General features: G+C 50.6%; 16 protein-coding genes. All 16 read left to right on the top strand.

The features are described from left to right. Nucleotides 1-4: 4 nt before the first annotated feature. The 16 genes from iscA to MN202_RS06825 all read left to right on the top strand — a co-directional run bounded on the left by iscA (nt 5) and on the right by MN202_RS06825 (nt 17,522). On the top strand, nt 5-328 hold the full coding sequence (gene iscA / locus MN202_RS06900) for an iron-sulfur cluster assembly protein IscA (RefSeq protein ID WP_335735361.1): 324 nt from the start codon (nt 5-7) through the stop codon (nt 326-328). A gap of 15 nt (nt 329-343) precedes the next feature. Continuing rightward, a complete protein-coding gene (hscB, locus tag MN202_RS06895; RefSeq protein WP_335735360.1) occupies nt 344-868 on the top strand; it encodes a co-chaperone HscB in 525 nt (174 codons plus the stop codon). Between the two features lie 8 nt (nt 869-876). Further along, nucleotides 877-2,727, top strand: coding sequence for a Fe-S protein assembly chaperone HscA (gene hscA / locus MN202_RS06890; protein ID WP_335735359.1), 1,851 nt, complete (start codon nt 877-879; stop codon nt 2,725-2,727). Between the two features lie 3 nt (nt 2,728-2,730). Continuing rightward, on the top strand, nt 2,731-3,069 hold the full coding sequence (fdx, locus tag MN202_RS06885; RefSeq protein WP_335735358.1) for an ISC system 2Fe-2S type ferredoxin: 339 nt from the start codon (nt 2,731-2,733) through the stop codon (nt 3,067-3,069). Nucleotides 3,070-3,213: 144 nt separating this feature from the next. Next, on the top strand, nt 3,214-4,344 hold the full coding sequence (locus MN202_RS06880; protein WP_335735357.1) for a porin: 1,131 nt from the start codon (nt 3,214-3,216) through the stop codon (nt 4,342-4,344). 9 nt (nt 4,345-4,353) lie between these two features. After that, the gene (locus tag MN202_RS06875) at nt 4,354-4,767 is read left to right on the top strand and encodes a type 2 periplasmic-binding domain-containing protein (RefSeq protein WP_335735356.1); all 414 of its coding nucleotides are present in this window, start codon (nt 4,354-4,356) and stop codon (nt 4,765-4,767) included. A 159-nt stretch (nt 4,768-4,926) separates the two neighbouring features. Beyond that, complete coding sequence (gene ndk / locus MN202_RS06870; protein ID WP_335735355.1) at nt 4,927-5,358, top strand: nucleoside-diphosphate kinase; 432 nt, start codon at nt 4,927-4,929, stop codon at nt 5,356-5,358. Nucleotides 5,359-5,464: 106 nt separating this feature from the next. After that, nucleotides 5,465-6,589: a dual-specificity RNA methyltransferase RlmN gene (rlmN, locus tag MN202_RS06865; protein WP_335735354.1), complete on the top strand. Its 1,125-nt coding sequence runs from the start codon at nt 5,465-5,467 to the stop codon at nt 6,587-6,589. A 21-nt stretch (nt 6,590-6,610) separates the two neighbouring features. Further along, nucleotides 6,611-8,545, top strand: coding sequence for a type IV pilus biogenesis/stability protein PilW (gene pilW / locus MN202_RS06860; protein WP_335735353.1), 1,935 nt, complete (start codon nt 6,611-6,613; stop codon nt 8,543-8,545). Continuing rightward, the gene (locus tag MN202_RS06855) at nt 8,542-9,387 is read left to right on the top strand and encodes a RodZ domain-containing protein (RefSeq protein WP_335735352.1); all 846 of its coding nucleotides are present in this window, start codon (nt 8,542-8,544) and stop codon (nt 9,385-9,387) included. The genes pilW and MN202_RS06855 overlap by 4 nt, the downstream gene beginning before the upstream one ends. 2 nt (nt 9,388-9,389) lie before the next feature. Continuing rightward, nucleotides 9,390-10,493: a flavodoxin-dependent (E)-4-hydroxy-3-methylbut-2-enyl-diphosphate synthase gene (gene ispG / locus MN202_RS06850; protein ID WP_335735351.1), complete on the top strand. Its 1,104-nt coding sequence runs from the start codon at nt 9,390-9,392 to the stop codon at nt 10,491-10,493. Nucleotides 10,494-10,573: 80 nt separating this feature from the next. Then, nucleotides 10,574-11,848 (top strand): histidine--tRNA ligase, encoded by a 1,275-nt coding sequence (hisS, locus tag MN202_RS06845; protein WP_335735350.1) that lies wholly within the window; start codon nt 10,574-10,576, stop codon nt 11,846-11,848. A 30-nt stretch (nt 11,849-11,878) separates the two neighbouring features. Next, nucleotides 11,879-12,511 carry a YfgM family protein gene (locus tag MN202_RS06840; protein WP_335735349.1) on the top strand — a complete coding sequence of 211 codons (633 nt, stop codon included), beginning with the start codon at nt 11,879-11,881 and terminating at the stop codon, nt 12,509-12,511. 10 nt (nt 12,512-12,521) lie between these two features. Continuing rightward, entirely contained in the window at nt 12,522-13,703 is a 1,182-nt protein-coding gene (gene bamB / locus MN202_RS06835) for an outer membrane protein assembly factor BamB (protein ID WP_335735348.1), read from the top strand. A 74-nt stretch (nt 13,704-13,777) separates the two neighbouring features. Beyond that, the gene (gene der, locus MN202_RS06830) at nt 13,778-15,256 is read left to right on the top strand and encodes a ribosome biogenesis GTPase Der (RefSeq protein ID WP_335735347.1); all 1,479 of its coding nucleotides are present in this window, start codon (nt 13,778-13,780) and stop codon (nt 15,254-15,256) included. A 10-nt stretch (nt 15,257-15,266) separates the two neighbouring features. Further along, on the top strand, nt 15,267-17,522 hold the full coding sequence (locus tag MN202_RS06825) for an arginine/lysine/ornithine decarboxylase (protein ID WP_335735346.1): 2,256 nt from the start codon (nt 15,267-15,269) through the stop codon (nt 17,520-17,522). Nucleotides 17,523-17,542 lie beyond the last annotated feature (20 nt).

Raw genomic sequence — 17,542 nt, 5'->3', positions numbered from 1 at the left:
GTTTATGGCCATTTCGATGACAACGGCTGCTGCTGAACGGGTACGCAGCTTTTTGCATAACCGCGGCAAAGGTATAGGTTTGCGGGTCGGCGTAAAAACCACCGGCTGCTCTGGCCTGGCGTATGTGCTGGAGTTCGTTGATACATTGAACGACGATGATCAGGTGTTTGAACATGACGACCTGAAGTTAATTGTTGATGGCAAAAGTCTGGTGTATATCGACGGTACACAACTGGATTTTACCAAAGAAGGTTTAAACGAAGGCTTTAAGTTTAACAACCCGAACGTCAATGGCGAATGTGGTTGTGGCGAAAGTTTTACCGTATAAAACTGTAAGGGCCGGATGAACTATTTTCAGTTGTTTCAGCTGCCGGAAAAATTCGATCTCGATTTAACCGAGCTCGGATCGCGCTATCTCAGATTGCAAAAGCAGTTTCATCCCGACCAGCATGCTGCCGGCTCAGAGCGCGATAAACTGCTGGCCGTGCAGCATACGGCCAATATCAACGATGCTTATCACAGCCTTAAGCAGCCGTTATTGCGGGCTGAACACTTGCTGGCGCTACGCGGGCTAAAAATCAGCCAGGAGCAACGCAGCTTTACCGATCCGGCCTTCCTGATGCAACAGATGGAACTGCGTGAACAATTGGCAGACATTGAACACAGTGATGATGCCGACGCCGTGATAGTGAATATTGGACAACTGCTACAGCAACAAAAAAAACAATTACAGCAGCAGTTAGCAACGGCGCTCGATGCCGTCAGCCATGAGCAGGACCAGTTGGCTGCCGAGCTTATTCGTAAACTAAAATTCTTTTATAAGCTTGAGCAGGAGCTTGAGCTTATCGAACAGCAACTACAAGACTAAACAACACTATGGCGTTATTACAGATCGCAGAGCCCGGACAAAGCGCTGCGCCGCATCAGCACAAGCTGGCGGCCGGTATTGATCTTGGCACCACCAATTCATTAGTCGCTACTGTGCGCAGCGGCGAAGCTAACACGCTGAAAAATACCCAGGGCCGCGATATGCTGCCCTCAGTAGTGCGCTACAGCGCTGAAGGCGTAACCGTGGGTGATGCGGCTATGCAGGCCGCCGACAGCGATGCTGAAAATACCATAGTGTCGGTGAAGCGCTTAATGGGTAAAGGCTATAGCGAAACGCTGGCGCTAAATGACAAAGTTCCTTACCGGCTGGTTGATCAACAGGGATTGGTCGCGATAGACACTGCACTGGGCGTAAAAAATCCGGTAGAGGTGTCGGCTGAAATTCTGGCTACCTTGGCTAATACTGCCAGTGCAACCCTCGGTGGCGAGCTAAATGGTGTGGTGATTACCGTGCCGGCTTATTTTGATGATGCCCAGCGCCAGGCCACCAAGGATGCCGCTAAGCTGGCAGGTTTAACCGTATTGCGTTTGCTGAACGAACCCACAGCCGCTGCACTGGCCTACGGCCTTGATTCTGGCCAGGAAGGCGTTATTGCCGTGTACGATTTAGGCGGTGGCACCTTTGATATTTCTATCTTACGGTTGCGTCGCGGCGTATTTGAAGTGCTGGCTACCGGCGGTGATTCCGCGCTGGGTGGGGATGACTTTGATCATGCGTTGGTTAGCTGGATGCAACAGCAAGCCGGTGTCAGCAACCTTAGCCATCAACAAATGCGCCAGTATTTAACGCTGGCCCGTTCGGTTAAAGAGCAACTTAGTGCCACCGACACAGTAAACTTTAGCCTGCCTGGCACGCAGCAGCAGGCTGAGCTTAGCCGGGCTGAGTTTAACCAGTTAATTAGCCCCTTAGTGAAGAAAACCAGCCGGGCTTGCCGTCAGGTACTGCGGGATGCCGGCTTAACGGCTGTTGATATTGCTACCGTTGTAATGGTTGGCGGTTCAACCCGGGTGCCTTTAGTGCGCAGCGAAGTGGCAGCATTTTTTGGCTCTGAGCCACTGACGTCAATAGACCCGGATAAGGTCGTGGCGTTGGGCGCAGCTATTCAGGCTAACGTACTGGTGGGCAACAAAGCCGAAGCTGACACCCTGTTACTGGACGTGATCCCGTTGTCGCTGGGCCTGGAAACTATGGGCGGGCTTACCGAAAAAATTATCCCGCGTAATACCGTGATACCCGTGGCACGGGCGCAGGAATTTACCACCTTTAAAGATGGCCAGACTGCGATGGCGCTGCATGTGGTGCAGGGTGAGCGTGAACTGGTAGAGAACTGTCGTTCTCTGGCGCGCTTTGAACTGCGGGGTATACCGCCAATGCCGGCTGGTGGCGCTCATATCCGCGTCACCTTTCAGGTTGATGCAGATGGCTTACTCAGTGTCAGCGCTCAGGAAAAGTCGACCGGAGTGCAGGCCAATATTCAGGTGAAGCCGTCATACGGCCTTAGCGATGATCAGGTGGCTGACATGCTTAAAGGCTCAATGCAGTATGCCCGTCAGGACATGCAACAACGGCTGTTGCGTGAGCAACAAGTCGAAGCCGAACGGGTACTTGAAGCTGTGGGCCAGGCGTTAAAAGCCGATGCAGCACTGCTTAGCGCAGCAGAATTTGCCAGCATTGAACAGGCACTGGCGCAACTGGCAAAAATTAAGCAAGGTGACGATACGGCTGCCATTAAAGCCGCCATTGAACACACCAATACATTAACCGATGATTTTGCCGCCCGGCGTATGGACCAATCTATCCGTCTGGCGCTAAAAGGCCATAACGTGGACGAGGTATAACAGATGCCACAAATCGTATTTTTACCCCATGCCCAGCTGTGCCCTGAAGGTGCCGCACTGGAGGCGAAAACCGGTGAAACAGTGTTGGATGTGGCGCTGCGTAACGGTATCTCTATTGAACATGCCTGTGAGAAATCCTGCGCCTGTACTACCTGTCACGTTATCGTGCGGGAAGGTTTTTATTCGCTGAATGAAAGTGAAGAACTGGAAGACGATATGCTGGATAAAGCCTGGGGGCTGGAACCTGAATCGCGGCTGGGCTGTCAGGCGCGGATCGCCGATGAAGATCTGGTGGTCGAAATTCCAAAATACACCGTAAACATGGTCAGTGAAGGCCATTAAGTACAACAAAGTATAAAAAAACGGCCAGCCTGGCCGTTTTTTTATGCAATTAACTGATCTAACTTAATAAAAAACTAATGTTGGCTGGAGAATCAGCAAAATTCAGCTAGGATCAGTAAGACATCGATAACGTACGGAGTAACTATGATAAAAAAATCTGTTCTGGCACTGGCACTTGCCGGGCTACTGAGCTCCCCGGCTTATGCCGACGTGACTATTAACGGTTTTGCTTCAATCAAAGCGGGTATGACAACCGGTAGTAATGACACTTTGTACGGTTATGCTGATGATCTCGATTTTAAAAATGAGAGTTTAATGGCATTACAGGTACGCTCTGATCTGGGCGAAAAGCTGTCGGTGACGGCGCAATTAATGGGGCGTGGTAACAACGATTTTGACATTGGCTTTGAATGGGCATTTTTAACCTATGAGCTGACCGACAATATGCGTATTAATGCCGGTCGGTTGCGCACACCGTTTTATAAATACTCCGACTATATGGATGTTGGCTACGCTTACGACTGGAGCCGGGTGCCGCAAAGTGTTTACAGTCTGGGTTTTGACAATATAGAGGGCATCTCGCTTTATCGTACCGCGCAGCTCGGCAGCTTTGACTCCACATTACAACTTATTTTTGGTGCCTACAGCGGCAATATCAGTTTGGCGGGCAGTGCAGCCAGTGCAAAAATTGACAGTATAGCCGGTATCACCTGGGAACTGGGACAGGACTGGTTTAATTTACGGGCCGCATACCTGAGCGGTAAAGTGACGATTGATGCGCCGGCATTACAGCCATTATTGGGTGGTCTGCAGCAAGTAGGCTTACCGCAGGTCGCAACATCAGTAGACTTTGCAGATGATAAAGGCGTATTTATTGGCTTGGGTGCGACTATTGACCGGAACAACCTGATTGCGGTATTCGAATTTAACAAAGTAGATGTTGAGGATACCTTCTTTGCGGAACGGGAAAACTATTATCTGTCGGTAGGTTACCGGTTTGACACTATAACGCCATATGTGTCGTTTGAGCGCGAAGAGCATAGCAGCAAAGCTGAGATCTATCAGCCGCTAACCACGGCATTGCCACCACAGTTGTTATTGCCGTTGATTGGCACGGTAGAATCTTTAGCCTTTGAAGCCGACACTTTTAATATTGGTATGCGCTATGATTTTCATCCGTCTGCCGCTTTTAAAGCGCAGTTCAGTTCACAAAAAGACAAAATCCAAAATGACCGCAGTGGCTTAATCACTGTTGGTGTTGATCTTGTGTTCTAAGGAGCGACTATGCGATTTCTGACTACTTTTGTTCTAATCCTTGGTTTCACAACGGCACTGGCACAGGCTGAGATTGCTGTTGTGGTTAATCCGGCTAATGCCAATGCAGTATCTACCGATGATTTAAACCGGTTGTTTTTAGGCCGGGCGTCCAGCTTCGCTGATGGCAGCAAGGCAACGCCGTTAAATCTGGCAGAGGGCCAGGCAGCCCGTGAAGAATTCGATAGCAAGGTACTTAACCGCTCGTCAGCGCAGCTGAAAGCCTACTGGTCAAAACTGGTGTTTACCGGCAAGGGCACGCCACCAAAAGAGCTGGCAGATGATGCTGCCGTTAAAGCTGCCGTGGCAGGCGATAGCACGGCAATTGGTTATATAAGCAGTGGTAGCGTCGACGGTAGCGTCAAGGTTGTCGCAACCTTTTAAATTGCTGCCTTAATCTGCTAAAACTGTCATCTATAGCCGCAACACTAAGTTGCGGCTTTTTTATCGGCAAAAATAGGTTTTTTAATACAACTAGCGTATAATTTGCCGCCTTAAAATTTAATCAGTTAGTTTAACTAATCTTTTAATCAGGAGCCTGTTATGGCGTTAGAACGCACTTTTTCAATTATCAAGCCGGATGCTGTTGCAAAAAACGTAATCGGTGCGATTTACAACCGCTTTGAATCTGCCGGTTTACGTATCGTTGCAGCTAAGATGCTACACTTAAGCCGCGAACAGGCTGAAGGTTTTTACGCTGAACACAAAGAGCGTCCGTTCTTTGCTGCTTTAGTATCTTTCATGACGTCTGGCCCGGTAATGGTTCAGGTGTTAGAAGGTGAAGATGCGGTACGTAAGAACCGTGAAATCATGGGCGCAACTAACCCTAAAGATGCGACTGCCGGTACTTTACGCGCAGACTACGCTGCCAGCATTGACGAAAATGCGGTACACGGTTCAGATGCAGCAGCGTCTGCGGCACGCGAAATTGCTTACTTCTTCACAGAAGCTGAGCTGTGTGCCCGTACCCGTTAAGCGTTAATCGCCTGCGGTAACGGACTAAGGGGGCAGCAGCCCCCTTAGTGCATGTTGGTACAGTGTTTTATGGCTATTGTTTATAGTAGTAAGGAGCGGTCGGCTAATGACTGAACAGCAAAACAAAATTAATTTACTCGATTTAACGCGCAGCGAGATGCAGGCGTTTTTTGTTGAGCTGGGTGAAAAACCGTTCCGCGCTGATCAGGTAATGAAGTGGATTTACCACTTCTGCGTCGATGATTTCGACAAGATGAGCAATATCAATAAAGTACTGCGTGAGAAACTCAAAGCACGTTGCGTGATTGAAGCACCTGTCGTGGTAACCCGGCAAGATAGCAGTGACGGCACCATCAAGTTTGTTATGGGCCTGAGCGGTGGCCAGGAAGTTGAAACGGTGTGGATCCCGGAAAAAGACCGCCGGACTCTGTGTGTATCTTCACAGGTTGGCTGCGCGCTGGATTGTTCATTTTGCTCTACGGCGCAGCAGGGGTTTAACCGCAATCTTACCGTATCTGAAATTATCGGTCAGGTCTGGCGGGTGGCGCAGATTATCGGCAGCTATGGCGATACCGGTGATAAACCTGTCACTAACGTGGTGATGATGGGCATGGGCGAGCCGTTACTTAATTTGAATAATGTCGTTCCGGCCATGGAACTGATGCTGGAAGATTTCGGCTTTGGCTTATCCAAGCGCCGTGTCACCTTAAGTACTTCTGGTGTAGTACCGGCCTTAGAACTATTACGGGATAAGATCGATGTTGCCCTGGCAATTTCGTTACATGCACCCAATAACGAACTGCGTAATGAGCTGGTGCCGGTTAACCGCAAATATCCGATGGAAGAGTTTTTAGCGGCTTCAAGGCGTTATGTGGCGAACTCTAAAGCCAATGACAAGGTCACAGTAGAGTATGTCATGCTGGACGGTGTAAACGACAGTATGGAACAGGCGCATGAGTTGGCGCAGGCATTAAAAGACACGCCGTCGAAGATTAACCTGATCCCATTCAACCCTTATCCGGGGTCGCCGTACAAACGTTCGAGTAATTCGCGGATTGACAGATTTAACAAAGTCTTACAAGAATACGGCTTTACTGTTATTGTACGCAAAACCCGCGGTGATGATATAGATGCCGCCTGCGGCCAACTGGTTGGTGATGTGATTGACAGAACAAAACGCCTTATTAAAAAGCAGGAAAAAGGTCAGCCCATCACCGTTAAATTGTTGTAATAAATCAAGGATGTGCGTGTTGTGAAGCAAAAAGTTCTTCTTGGTATATCACTTTGTAGTGTGCTGGCTCTGACCGGTTGTGTGTCGGAGCAAAGCTATGTTGGCAGTGATAAACCAGTGTCCGACCGTACCTTTGACAACATAGAAGCTGCCCGCACCCGTATTTCTTTGGGGCTGAATTATCTGCGCCGCGGTGACACATCGCAGGCCAAATATAATCTGGAACGGGCACGCAGTTTTTCGCCAAATTCAGCCGAAGTGCACAGTGCGCTGGCTTATTACTATCAAAGTGTCGGTGAAAATAAGCAGGCTGAGGAGTATTTTCGCAATGCTATCAGCAAGGATGCCAATTACGCTGATGCTTACAACAACTACGGCGCGTTTTTATGTCAGCTGAACCGCTATGATGAAGCTGAGCAGTTATTACTAAAGGCAATTAGCAGAGCCGGTTATATCCGTGTTGCTGAAAGCTATGAAAACCTGGCGCTGTGTCAGTTGCAGCAAAACCACTTTGTTAAAGCCAGCACTTATTTAGAAAACTCGATAAGCCACAATGCTACCCGCATCACATCGTTAACGCTGGCCGCTGGCTTAGCCTATGCGATGGGAGATAACCGGTCGGCTAAAGAGCGGCTTGACCGCATCCAGCGTCTGGGGCGGGTGTCTGCGCGTACTGTGTTGTTAAGTTATTTGATAGCCGAGAAAAACGGTGATGTGCAAACCCAACGCAATGCTGAACAACTGTTACTGACGCTGTACACCGAAACACCGGAAACCCGGTTGTTGTTGCAGAATAAAACGCAGGACAGTGAGTTTGAACAGTTACGCGAGCGCTATAAAGACAGCTTGATGGCCAACATTGTCACACCAGACCCTTCTGCGGATAAGTTACCGCTGCCAGCTAAACCGGTAGCTAATCCTAAATTGAAAGTGGTAAAACGAAAAACTGCTGCAGACGATGAAGCCGCTGAGACATCTTTTAACCGGCCGCGGACAGAATTAAGCAATACCGCCAGCGGCATTGCTGGTGCATTGGCGGCTAACACCGCAGCGGCAACAAAAACGCCGCCGCTACCGGTTGAAGCTACAACCACACCACAAACAGCTGAGCCGGAGCCGATGCCGGCAGAACCAGAGCTGAGCGCCGACGCAACGGCGACAGCCGAAGAAACCGTGACAACTGAACCTGAAATGGCGACGGAAACTGAACTCGCTGCGCTTGAGCCGGAACTTGCACCAACTGAACCTGAAATGGCCGCCGAAACTGAACTCGCTGCGTTTGAGCCGGAACTTACGCCAACTGAGCCTGAAGCCGCCGTTGACACTGAACTCGCTGCCACTGTGCCGGAACTTACGCCAACTGAGCCTGAAGCCGTCGTCGACGCTGAACTCGCTGCCATTGAACCGGAACTTGCGCCAACTGAGCCTGAAGTTGCCGTTGAAACTGAGCTGGCGAACGAGGCTATATCAGAACAGGCCACGCCAGAACAGGCAATGCCAGAACAGCCGATGCCAGAAGAATCTACGCTGACTTTGGCGCAGCCAGAGACTGCCGGGAACGATACGGCTTCTGCAGCAGAGCCGGCCTTTCATCTGGTGCAGGCGGCAGAATCGCTGTACGCCATTTCAGTAAAACATAATATCCGTTTGCAAAAGCTGATGGAGTGGAACCAGCTGACACCGGAGTCGGTAATTAAAACCGGCCAGAAAATATGGCTGGAGCCGGTATCGGCGCAACAGCTTGAAGCTGCTGTCACCGTCGTAGCCGAGCGGCAGCAGACAGCAAGCACTACCGATGTACATATTGTTGCCAGTGGCGAAACGATGTTTGGTATTTCATACCGCTACAATATAAAGCTGGACAAATTTATGAGCTGGAACGGTTTAACCGAACACAGCACCTTACAGGTAGGGCAAGCAGTTTATGTTGTTGACCCGGCAAGTGTAACGCAATGACAGCTGAAATACCGGCCTTAACTGTAGGGCAGCAACTGCAACAAGCCCGCGAGCAGCGCGGTTTAAGCCAGCAGCAGGTCGCGGTGCAGCTAAACCTGAAACCAGATGTGGTGGTTAAGCTGGAATCAGATCAGCTAGACGGTACCCTCGAGACCTATGCCCGTGGCTATGTGCGTGCCTACGCCCGGCTGATGAAGTTACCAGAACAAGAACTGTTAGCCGCCTATGGTAAGCACGGCGACGAGCATAATACGGCTAAACCGATGCGGACCTTTTCTAACCGGGCTGCCCATCAGGCCACTGAAAACCGCTTTATGTGGCTGACCTACGCCATCATCGCTTTATTACTGGTATTGCTGTTTATCTGGTGGTGGCAAAGCGAACGAAATGTTGTGCAACCTGCCGCAACGCCGCAAGCCGAGTTGTCCACTGCGGTAACGGATATTGAGTTACCCGCTGAAGCACCTTTAGAAGGCGTCGAAGCAGAGAATAGCAGCATTGAGCCGACAGCGGACCAGATAGTGTCGATGCTGGCGCAGTTGGCCGAAGAGCCAGTGCAACAGTCCGACAGCGGGCCGCTAACGACAGAGCCGTTACTGGACGAGCTGGAAATGCGTTTTAGTGCCAATTGTTGGGTCAATGTGGTGGACGCTGCCGGTAATAGGGTGGCCTATGGCACCAAGCAAAGCGGTTATGTTATGCAATTGCAGGGCAAAGCGCCATTTGAAGTGACATTGGGCAACCCCAGCGTAGTACAAATTAACTTTAATCAGCAGGCCGTAGATATGTCGTCGTTTCCCGGTGGCAGAGTGGCAAAGTTTAGTATTCCAGAGTCAGAATAAGCATGTTTGCAGAGAATCCGATTAAACGGCGTGAAAGCACGCAAATTCGTGTTGGTAATGTGCTGATCGGCGGCGATGCACCGATCGCTGTACAATCGATGACCAACACCCGTACCACCGACGTAGCAGCAACAGTGGCACAAATTCAGGCAATTGCTAAAGCCGGTGCGGATTTAGTCCGTGTTTCGGTACCGACAATGGAAGCCGCAGAGGCGTTTAAACTGATTAAGCAGCAGTCGCCTATTCCTCTGGTGGCCGATATTCATTTTGATTACCGTATTGCACTTAAAGTGGCAGAATACGGCGTAGATTGCCTGCGGATAAACCCGGGTAACATTGGCCGCGAAGACCGTATTCGTGCCGTGGTAGATTGCGCGCGCGATTACAATATTCCCATCCGTATCGGCGTCAACGGTGGCTCACTGGAAGCAGATATTCAGGAAAAATACCGCGAGCCCACACCAGAAGCGCTGGTTGAGTCGGCGATGCGTCATGTTGAAATTCTGGATCGGTTAAACTTTGATCAGTTTAAAGTCAGCGTTAAAGCTTCCGATGTGTTTTTGGCAGTGGGTGCTTACCGGTTGCTGGCAAAACAAATTAAGCAGCCGCTGCATTTAGGCATCACAGAAGCCGGTGGCGCCCGGGCTGGTGCGGTAAAGTCGGCTATTGGGTTAGGCATGTTACTGGCCGAAGGTATCGGCGATACGCTACGTATTTCATTGGCCGCCGATCCGGTAGAAGAAGTAAAAGTAGCCTTTGATATTTTAAAGTCACTGCGTATCCGCTCACGCGGTATTAATTTTATTGCCTGCCCCAGTTGCTCGCGGCAGGAGTTTGATGTGATCAAAACCATGAACCAGCTTGAAGAGCGGCTGGAAGATGTGATTGAGCCACTAACGGTATCGGTGATTGGCTGCGTGGTAAATGGCCCGGGCGAAGCACTGGTGTCAGATTTAGGCGTGGCCGGTGCCAGTAAAAAAAGCGGTTTCTATATTAACGGCCAACGGCAAAAACTGCGGTTGGATAACGAGCAGGTCGCCGAGCAACTGGAACAACAGGTGCGCGACTATCTGCAACAAAAAATTGCAGTACGCCAGCTGGATTAAACCAGTACGGGCTTGGTGTTTAGGCGCCTTGCGCCTATAATCGCCGCTGCTTTTTAACTTAAACCGATGGAAATTTCATTTTGTCGAAGCAAATTCAGGCCATTCGCGGCATGAACGATTGCCTGCCGCAGGATACTCCGGCATGGCAATACGTAGAGCAGATACTGCGCCAAACGGTTGCCAGCTATGGCTACAGCGAAATTCGTTTTCCGATTGTGGAAATGACCGAGCTGTTTAAGCGCTCGATCGGTGAAGTCACCGATATTGTCGAAAAAGAAATGTACAGCTTTGCCGATCGCAATGGTGACAGCTTAACGTTGCGCCCGGAAGGCACCGCCTGTTGTGTGCGGGCCGGCAATGAGCATGGCTTACTGTATAATCAGGAACAACGGCTGTGGTACACCGGGCCAATGTTTCGCCATGAACGGCCACAAAAAGGCCGCTACCGGCAGTTTCATCAGTTTGGCCTGGAGGCCTTTGGCATTGCTTCGGCCGATATTGACGCTGAAGTTATCATCCTGACCAGCCGGTTGTGGCAACAGTTAGGTTTAACGCCCTATGTTAAGCTGGAACTGAACTCTTTAGGCTCAAGCGAAGCACGTGCCGCTTATCGCGACGCACTGGTAGCTTATCTGGAGCAGCACAAAGCCGCACTGGATGAAGATAGCCTGCGCCGCATGTATACTAATCCGCTTAGGGTGTTAGATAGCAAAAATCCGGCACTGGCCGAGATATTAGCCGCCGCGCCTAAGCTGGCCGATTATCTGGACGACGACTCGGCGGCACATTTTGCCCGCTTGCAACAGTTGTTAACGCAGGCCGGTGTAGAGTTTAGTTTAAACCCACGCCTGGTACGCGGGCTGGATTACTATAACAAAACCGTATTTGAGTGGGTGACCACTGAGCTGGGTGCCCAGGGCACTGTCTGTGCGGGTGGCCGTTATGATGGTTTAGTCGAACAACTTGGTGGTAAAGCCACGCCTGCAGTGGGTTTTGCTTTAGGCCTGGAGCGGCTGGTGCTATTGCTGCAAACGCTGAATTTACTGCCAGCCTTACCGGCTGCGGCCGATATTTATCTAATGGCGCTGGGCGAAGCAGCGGAACTTGCCGCCTTGTCTGTTGCCGAAAGGCTGCGAACTGACTTGCCGGGCAGACGCATTATGGTGCATTGTGGCGGCGGTAATTTAAAGAAGCAGATGAAGCGGGCTGATAAATCCGGCGCCGACATTGGCTTAATTTTAGGGGAAGAAGAACTTGCGCGCGAAGAAATCACCGTTAAATGGCTGCGCGCTGATAAACCCCAACAGACAATCTTATTAACTGAACTGGCTAACGCACTGGCTGAACAAGCATAACAGGCCTGTGCCGCACCTTGGAGTAATGCAGTGGAAATTTACAGCAGCGAAGAACAACAGGTAGAAGCAATAAAACGGTTTTGGCATGAGTACGGCAAAGCTATTGTTGGCGGTGTCGTACTGGGTCTGGCAGTGCTTTATGGTTTTCGTTTTTATCAGGCAGAGCAGCGCGGTAATGCGGAGCAAGCCTCCAGCCGTTTTAGTCAGCTGGTAGAGCAGCGTACAGACAATGCCAGCGAAGACTGGATAGCCCAGGCACAGGGTTTTATTGATGCGGGCAACAAAGACAGCTATGCCGTAATGGCGGCCTTGCTGGCAGCCAAAGATGCGATAGCGTTGCAACAGTTTGATAAAGCCGAAACTCAGTTGAACTGGGCTCTGGGCCAGATAAAAGAACCGGCACTGGCGGCTGTGGCGCAACTGCGTTTGGCGCGCTTACAGCGTGAGCAGGGTAAATTAGATGCGGCTCTGGCTACGTTAGCCAAGCCGGTACCACAGAGCTTTATTGCGTTACAAGCCGAACTGACCGGTGATGTGCAATTGCAGGCGGGTAAATTGGCAGAGGCGAAAGCCGCTTATCAACTGGCGCTGAAAAACGCCGGTGAAAACAGCCAATTGTTGCAGGTAAAGCTGGATGACTTAGCACACGTCACAGCAGTATAACGAGGTGAGTGTGAATTTATCAGTAAAACCGCTGTTACTTCTGGCCGCTGTGGCGTTGTCAGCCTGTTCCAGCAAAGAAGAGTTAGTGTTACCGCCGGTAACGAACATTATTGCACCCAAGGTAGTGTGGGATCAGGATTTGGGCTCGGGCGTAGCGCATTATGAGTCTAAGCTGACACCGATTATTGTGAACGATACCGTTTATGCCGCCGGCCGCGAAGGCTTAGTCAGCGCTTACGAGCTGCAAACGGGTAAGCGCAAATGGCAATTCGATCTACGTAAACCTGATGGCAGCTCGATGTGGAGTAGCATCAGTGATGTCTGGTCGGGTGATAACGCGCGGATTTCCGGCGGCCTGAGTTACGGCTACGATAAGCTGTATTTTGGTACTGAAAATGGCGATGTTGTTGCACTGTCTGCTGCCGGTGAGCTGGTATGGCGGGTTGAAGTTAAAGGTGAAGTGCTGGTAAGCCCTGCAGTAGGTGAAGGCCTGGTTGTAGTGGCAACCGGCGCCGGTACTCTGGTGGCATTGCACCCGGATAGCGGCGAACAGCGTTGGCAGTTTGAAAATGAGCAACCAGCTTTAACACTGCGCGGTGTCAGTGAACCACTGATCCAGGCTGGTGGTGTGATCTATGGCTCCGGCAGTGGTCATTTAGGCGTGCTGATAGCCGATCGTGGTTATCAGGCCTGGGAAGAAGCTGTTGCTGTACCCAAAGGAAGCACGGATTTATCGCGTTTAGTTGATGTTGACGCCAAACCTGTAGTACGTGGCGGCACCGTGTACAGCATTGCCTATAATGGCGAGCTGGTAGCGATGGAGTTACGCAGTGGCCGTCAGCTATGGAAGCGCGATTACGCCAGCTTTCGTAATTTAACCGCTGCCGGCGATATTCTGTATCTGGTTGATTCTACCGGCCGGATCTACAGCATAGACAGTCGCAATGGTACTGAGCTTTGGTCGCAGCTGGCATTAAATAAGCATTATCTGACGGCACCTGTGGTGTACAAAGATTATCTGGTAGTAGGCGACAGCGAGGGCAATCTGCACTGGCTAAACCGCAATACCGGTGATTTTGTAGCCCGTCAGAGTATGGACAGTTCAGGGTTTTATACTGAAGCGGTAACCGACGGTAGCTATTTGCTGGTGCAAAGCCGGAACGGTGAGCTAGTCTTATTACAAACACCCTAAGCCTTAAACGCGGGTGGATGTGTTGTTAAACAGGCCAGTACTTGGCCTGTTTTGTTATTTTTGAGGTGCACCTAATGTTGCCTGTCGTTGCCCTGGTAGGGCGAGCCAATGTCGGTAAGTCGACACTTTTTAACCGTTTAACCCGCACCCGCGATGCGTTGGTAGCCGATTTTCCCGGCCTGACCCGTGACCGTAAATACGGCTCGGTAAATTATGAAGGGCTGGAATTTATTGTAGTGGATACCGGCGGTATCGACGGCAATGAGCAGGGCATTGAAGTCGAAATGGCCGAGCAGTCGCTCAAAGCTATCGACGAAGCCGATGTGGTATTGTTTATGGTGGATGCCCGGGTTGGTGCCACTGTTGGCGATGAAGCCATAGCGGCGCACATCCGTAAGGTAGAAAAGAAAGTTTTTGTTGTAGCCAATAAAACTGACGGTCTTGATGCTGATACTGCCATTGCTGATTTTTACAGTTTAGGTTTGGGCGAAGTGTATGCCATAGCGGCGGCCCATGGCCGTGGCGTGTCAGTGTTGTTAAACCAGGCGCTGGTGCCGCTACTAAGTGAAGAGCAGCAAAAACGGCTGGCTGGCGAGATTGTCGACGACGAAGGCCCGCAGCTAGAAACGCTGACCGAAGAGCAGGCCGATGCCGAAGCCGCCCGGCTGCGCAGCGAGCATATTAAACTGGCGATAGTGGGCCGGCCCAATGTGGGTAAGTCAACGCTAACTAACCGTATTCTGGGCGAAGAGCGGGTAGTGGTATTTGATATGCCGGGTACCACGCGTGACTCTATTTATATTCCAATGCAGCGTAACGAGCGTGATTACACCCTGATTGATACTGCCGGTGTGCGCCGCCGTGGCAGAATTGACGATATGGTGGAAAAGTTTTCGGTAGTTAAAACGCTGCAGGCGATTGAAGACGCCAACGTGGTGATCTTAGTGCTGGACGCCCGCCTGGGTATTTCTGATCAGGATTTAAGCATTTTAGGTTTTGTGCTTAATTCCGGCCGCTCGCTGGTAATAGCGGTAAATAAATGGGATGGCTTAAACGATGGCATTAAAGATGAAGTAAAACGCGAATTAGATCGCCGTTTAGGCTTTATTGACTTTGCCCGGTTACACTTTATCTCGGCACTGCACGGTTCAGGCGTGGGTAATTTATTTGAATCGGTAGAAGAAGCCTTTGACAGTGCAACCAAGCGCCACAGTACAGCACTGTTAACCCGTATTATGAAAATGGCGCAGGAAGATCACCAGCCGCCGCTGGTGCATGGTCGCCGGGTAAAACTGAAGTACGCCCATGCCGGTGGTTATAACCCGCCGTTAATTGTTATTCATGGCAACCAGGTGGATGATCTGCCGGATTCTTACAAGCGCTATCTGATGAATTACTTCCGCAAAGCGCTGCAGATGATGGGCACGCCAATACGCATCGAATTCCGCGAAGGCGAAAACCCGTTTGCCCCAAACAAAAAGAACACTGAAACACCGCTGCAAAAATACAAACGCGAGCGGTTGATGAAGGCACGTAAAAAGCTGGATCAATAAGGATACAGGCATGAATTTTCGTTTCCCGGTAATTGTTATCGATGAAGACTTCCGCTCGGAGAATATCTCCGGCTCCGGCATTCGGGATTTGGCGGAAGCAATCAGTAGCCATGGCTTTGAAGTAGTGGGTTACACCAGCTATGTCGATTTAAGCGCCTTTGCCCAGCAGGCCAGCCGGGCGTCGTGTTTTATTTTATCCATAGACGATGAAGAATTTGGTAGCGGCAGTGCCGAAGAAGTGGCGCTGGCACTTGGCGAATTGCGCACCTTTATTAAAGAAGTACGCAAACGCAATGCCGATATTCCTATCTTCTTATACGGTGAAACCCGCACCACACGCCATGTACCGAATGATGTGCTGCGTGAGCTGCACGGCTTTATTCATATGTTTGAAGACACGCCGGAATTTGTTGCCAAGCACATAATCCGCGAAGCGAAAAAGTACCTGGATGCGTTGGCACCGCCATTTTTTAATGCACTGATGGATTACGCCTCCGACGGCTCTTACTCCTGGCACTGTCCGGGCCACTCTGGTGGCGTAGCCTTTTTAAAAAGCCCGGTTGGCCAGATGTTTCACCAGTTTTTCGGCGAAAACATGCTGCGCGCTGATGTCTGTAACGCGGTAGACGAGCTAGGTCAGCTGCTGGACCACACCGGCCCGGTGGCGCAAAGTGAGCAAAACGCCGCGCGCATTTTCAGCTGCGATCATTTATTTTTTGTTACCAACGGCACCTCTACCTCGAACAAAATGGTCTGGCACTCGGTAGTGGCACCCGGCGATATCGTGGTGGTAGACCGTAACTGTCATAAGTCGATACTGCACTCGATCATTATGACCGGCGCTATACCGGTGTTTTTAATGCCAACCCGTAACCATTACGGCATTATCGGCCCGATCCCGAAAAGTGAGTTTTCACCAGCCGCGATTGCGAAAAAGATTGAGGCCAACCCCTTTGCCCGCAATGCAAAAAACAAAAAGCCGCGCATTTTAACCATTACGCAAAGTACCTATGACGGCATTTTGTATAACGTGGAAGAAATTAAGCAGGAACTGGGCTCCACTATCGATACGCTGCATTTTGATGAAGCCTGGCTGCCACATGCCAGCTTCCATGATTTCTACAAAAATATGCATGCTATCGGCAAAGACCGGCCGCGTTCTGAAGACACTCTGGTATTTGCTACCCAGTCGACGCATAAGTTACTGGCGGGTTTATCGCAGGCTTCGCAAATTCTGGTGCAAAATGCCGAAAAACGCAGCCTGGATACGCACCGCTTTAACGAGTCGTACCTGATGCACAGCTCAACCAGCCCGCAGTATGCCATTATTGCCAGCTGCGACGTCGCGGCGGCGATGATGGAAGCACCGGGTGGCACGGCACTGGTAGAAGAAAGCTTAATGGAAGCGATCGATTTTCGCCGCGCTATGCGTAAAGTTGACGACGAGTTTGGTGATGACGACTGGTGGTTCCGTGTCTGGGGCCCGGACGAATTACCGGAAGAAGGCCTGGGCACGCGCGATAACTGGACGTTGCATGCTAAAGACAGCTGGCATGGTTTTGGCGCTATCGAGTCGGGCTTTAATATACTCGACCCGATTAAAGCCACCATCATTACACCGGGTTTAAACCTGCATGGTCAGTTTGATGAGCAGGGCATACCGGCTGCTATTGTCAGCAAATACCTGGCTGAGCACGGTATTATTATCGAGAAAACCGGTCTGTATTCGTTCTTTATCATGTTTACCATCGGCATTACCAAAGGCCGCTGGAACTCCATGGTTACCGAGCTGCAGCAGTTTAAAGACGATTACGATCAAAACCTGCCAATGTGGCGCGTACTGCCGGAATTTGCCAAAAAGCACCCGCGCTATGAAAAAGTAGGTCTGCGCGATCTGTGTCAGCAAATTCACAATATGTACCGCAAGTTCGACGTGGCCAAGGTGACCACTGAGATGTATTTGTCGCATATTGAAACCGCGATGACGCCAGCTGATGCCTGGGCCAAAATGGCACATCGCGAAATAGAGCGCGTATCCATCGATGAAATTGAAGGCCGTGTTACCGCTATGCTGGTAACGCCATACCCGCCGGGTATACCGCTAATGGTGCCGGGTGAGCGCTTTAACAAAACCATTATTAACTACCTGCAGTTTACCCGCGCCTTTAACAGCGCCTTCCCCGGTTTTGAAACCGACGTGCACGGCTTAGTACGTGAACTGGTAGACGGTGAAGTGAAGTACTTTATTGATGTGGTGAAAGAGTAAGTGCTGAATGCTTAGAGCTA

It is taken from the genome of Rheinheimera muenzenbergensis (assembly GCF_036984005.1).
Taxonomy (GTDB): domain Bacteria; phylum Pseudomonadota; class Gammaproteobacteria; order Enterobacterales; family Alteromonadaceae; genus Alishewanella; species Alishewanella muenzenbergensis.
This window is presented reverse-complemented; position numbering and strand designations above follow the sequence as displayed.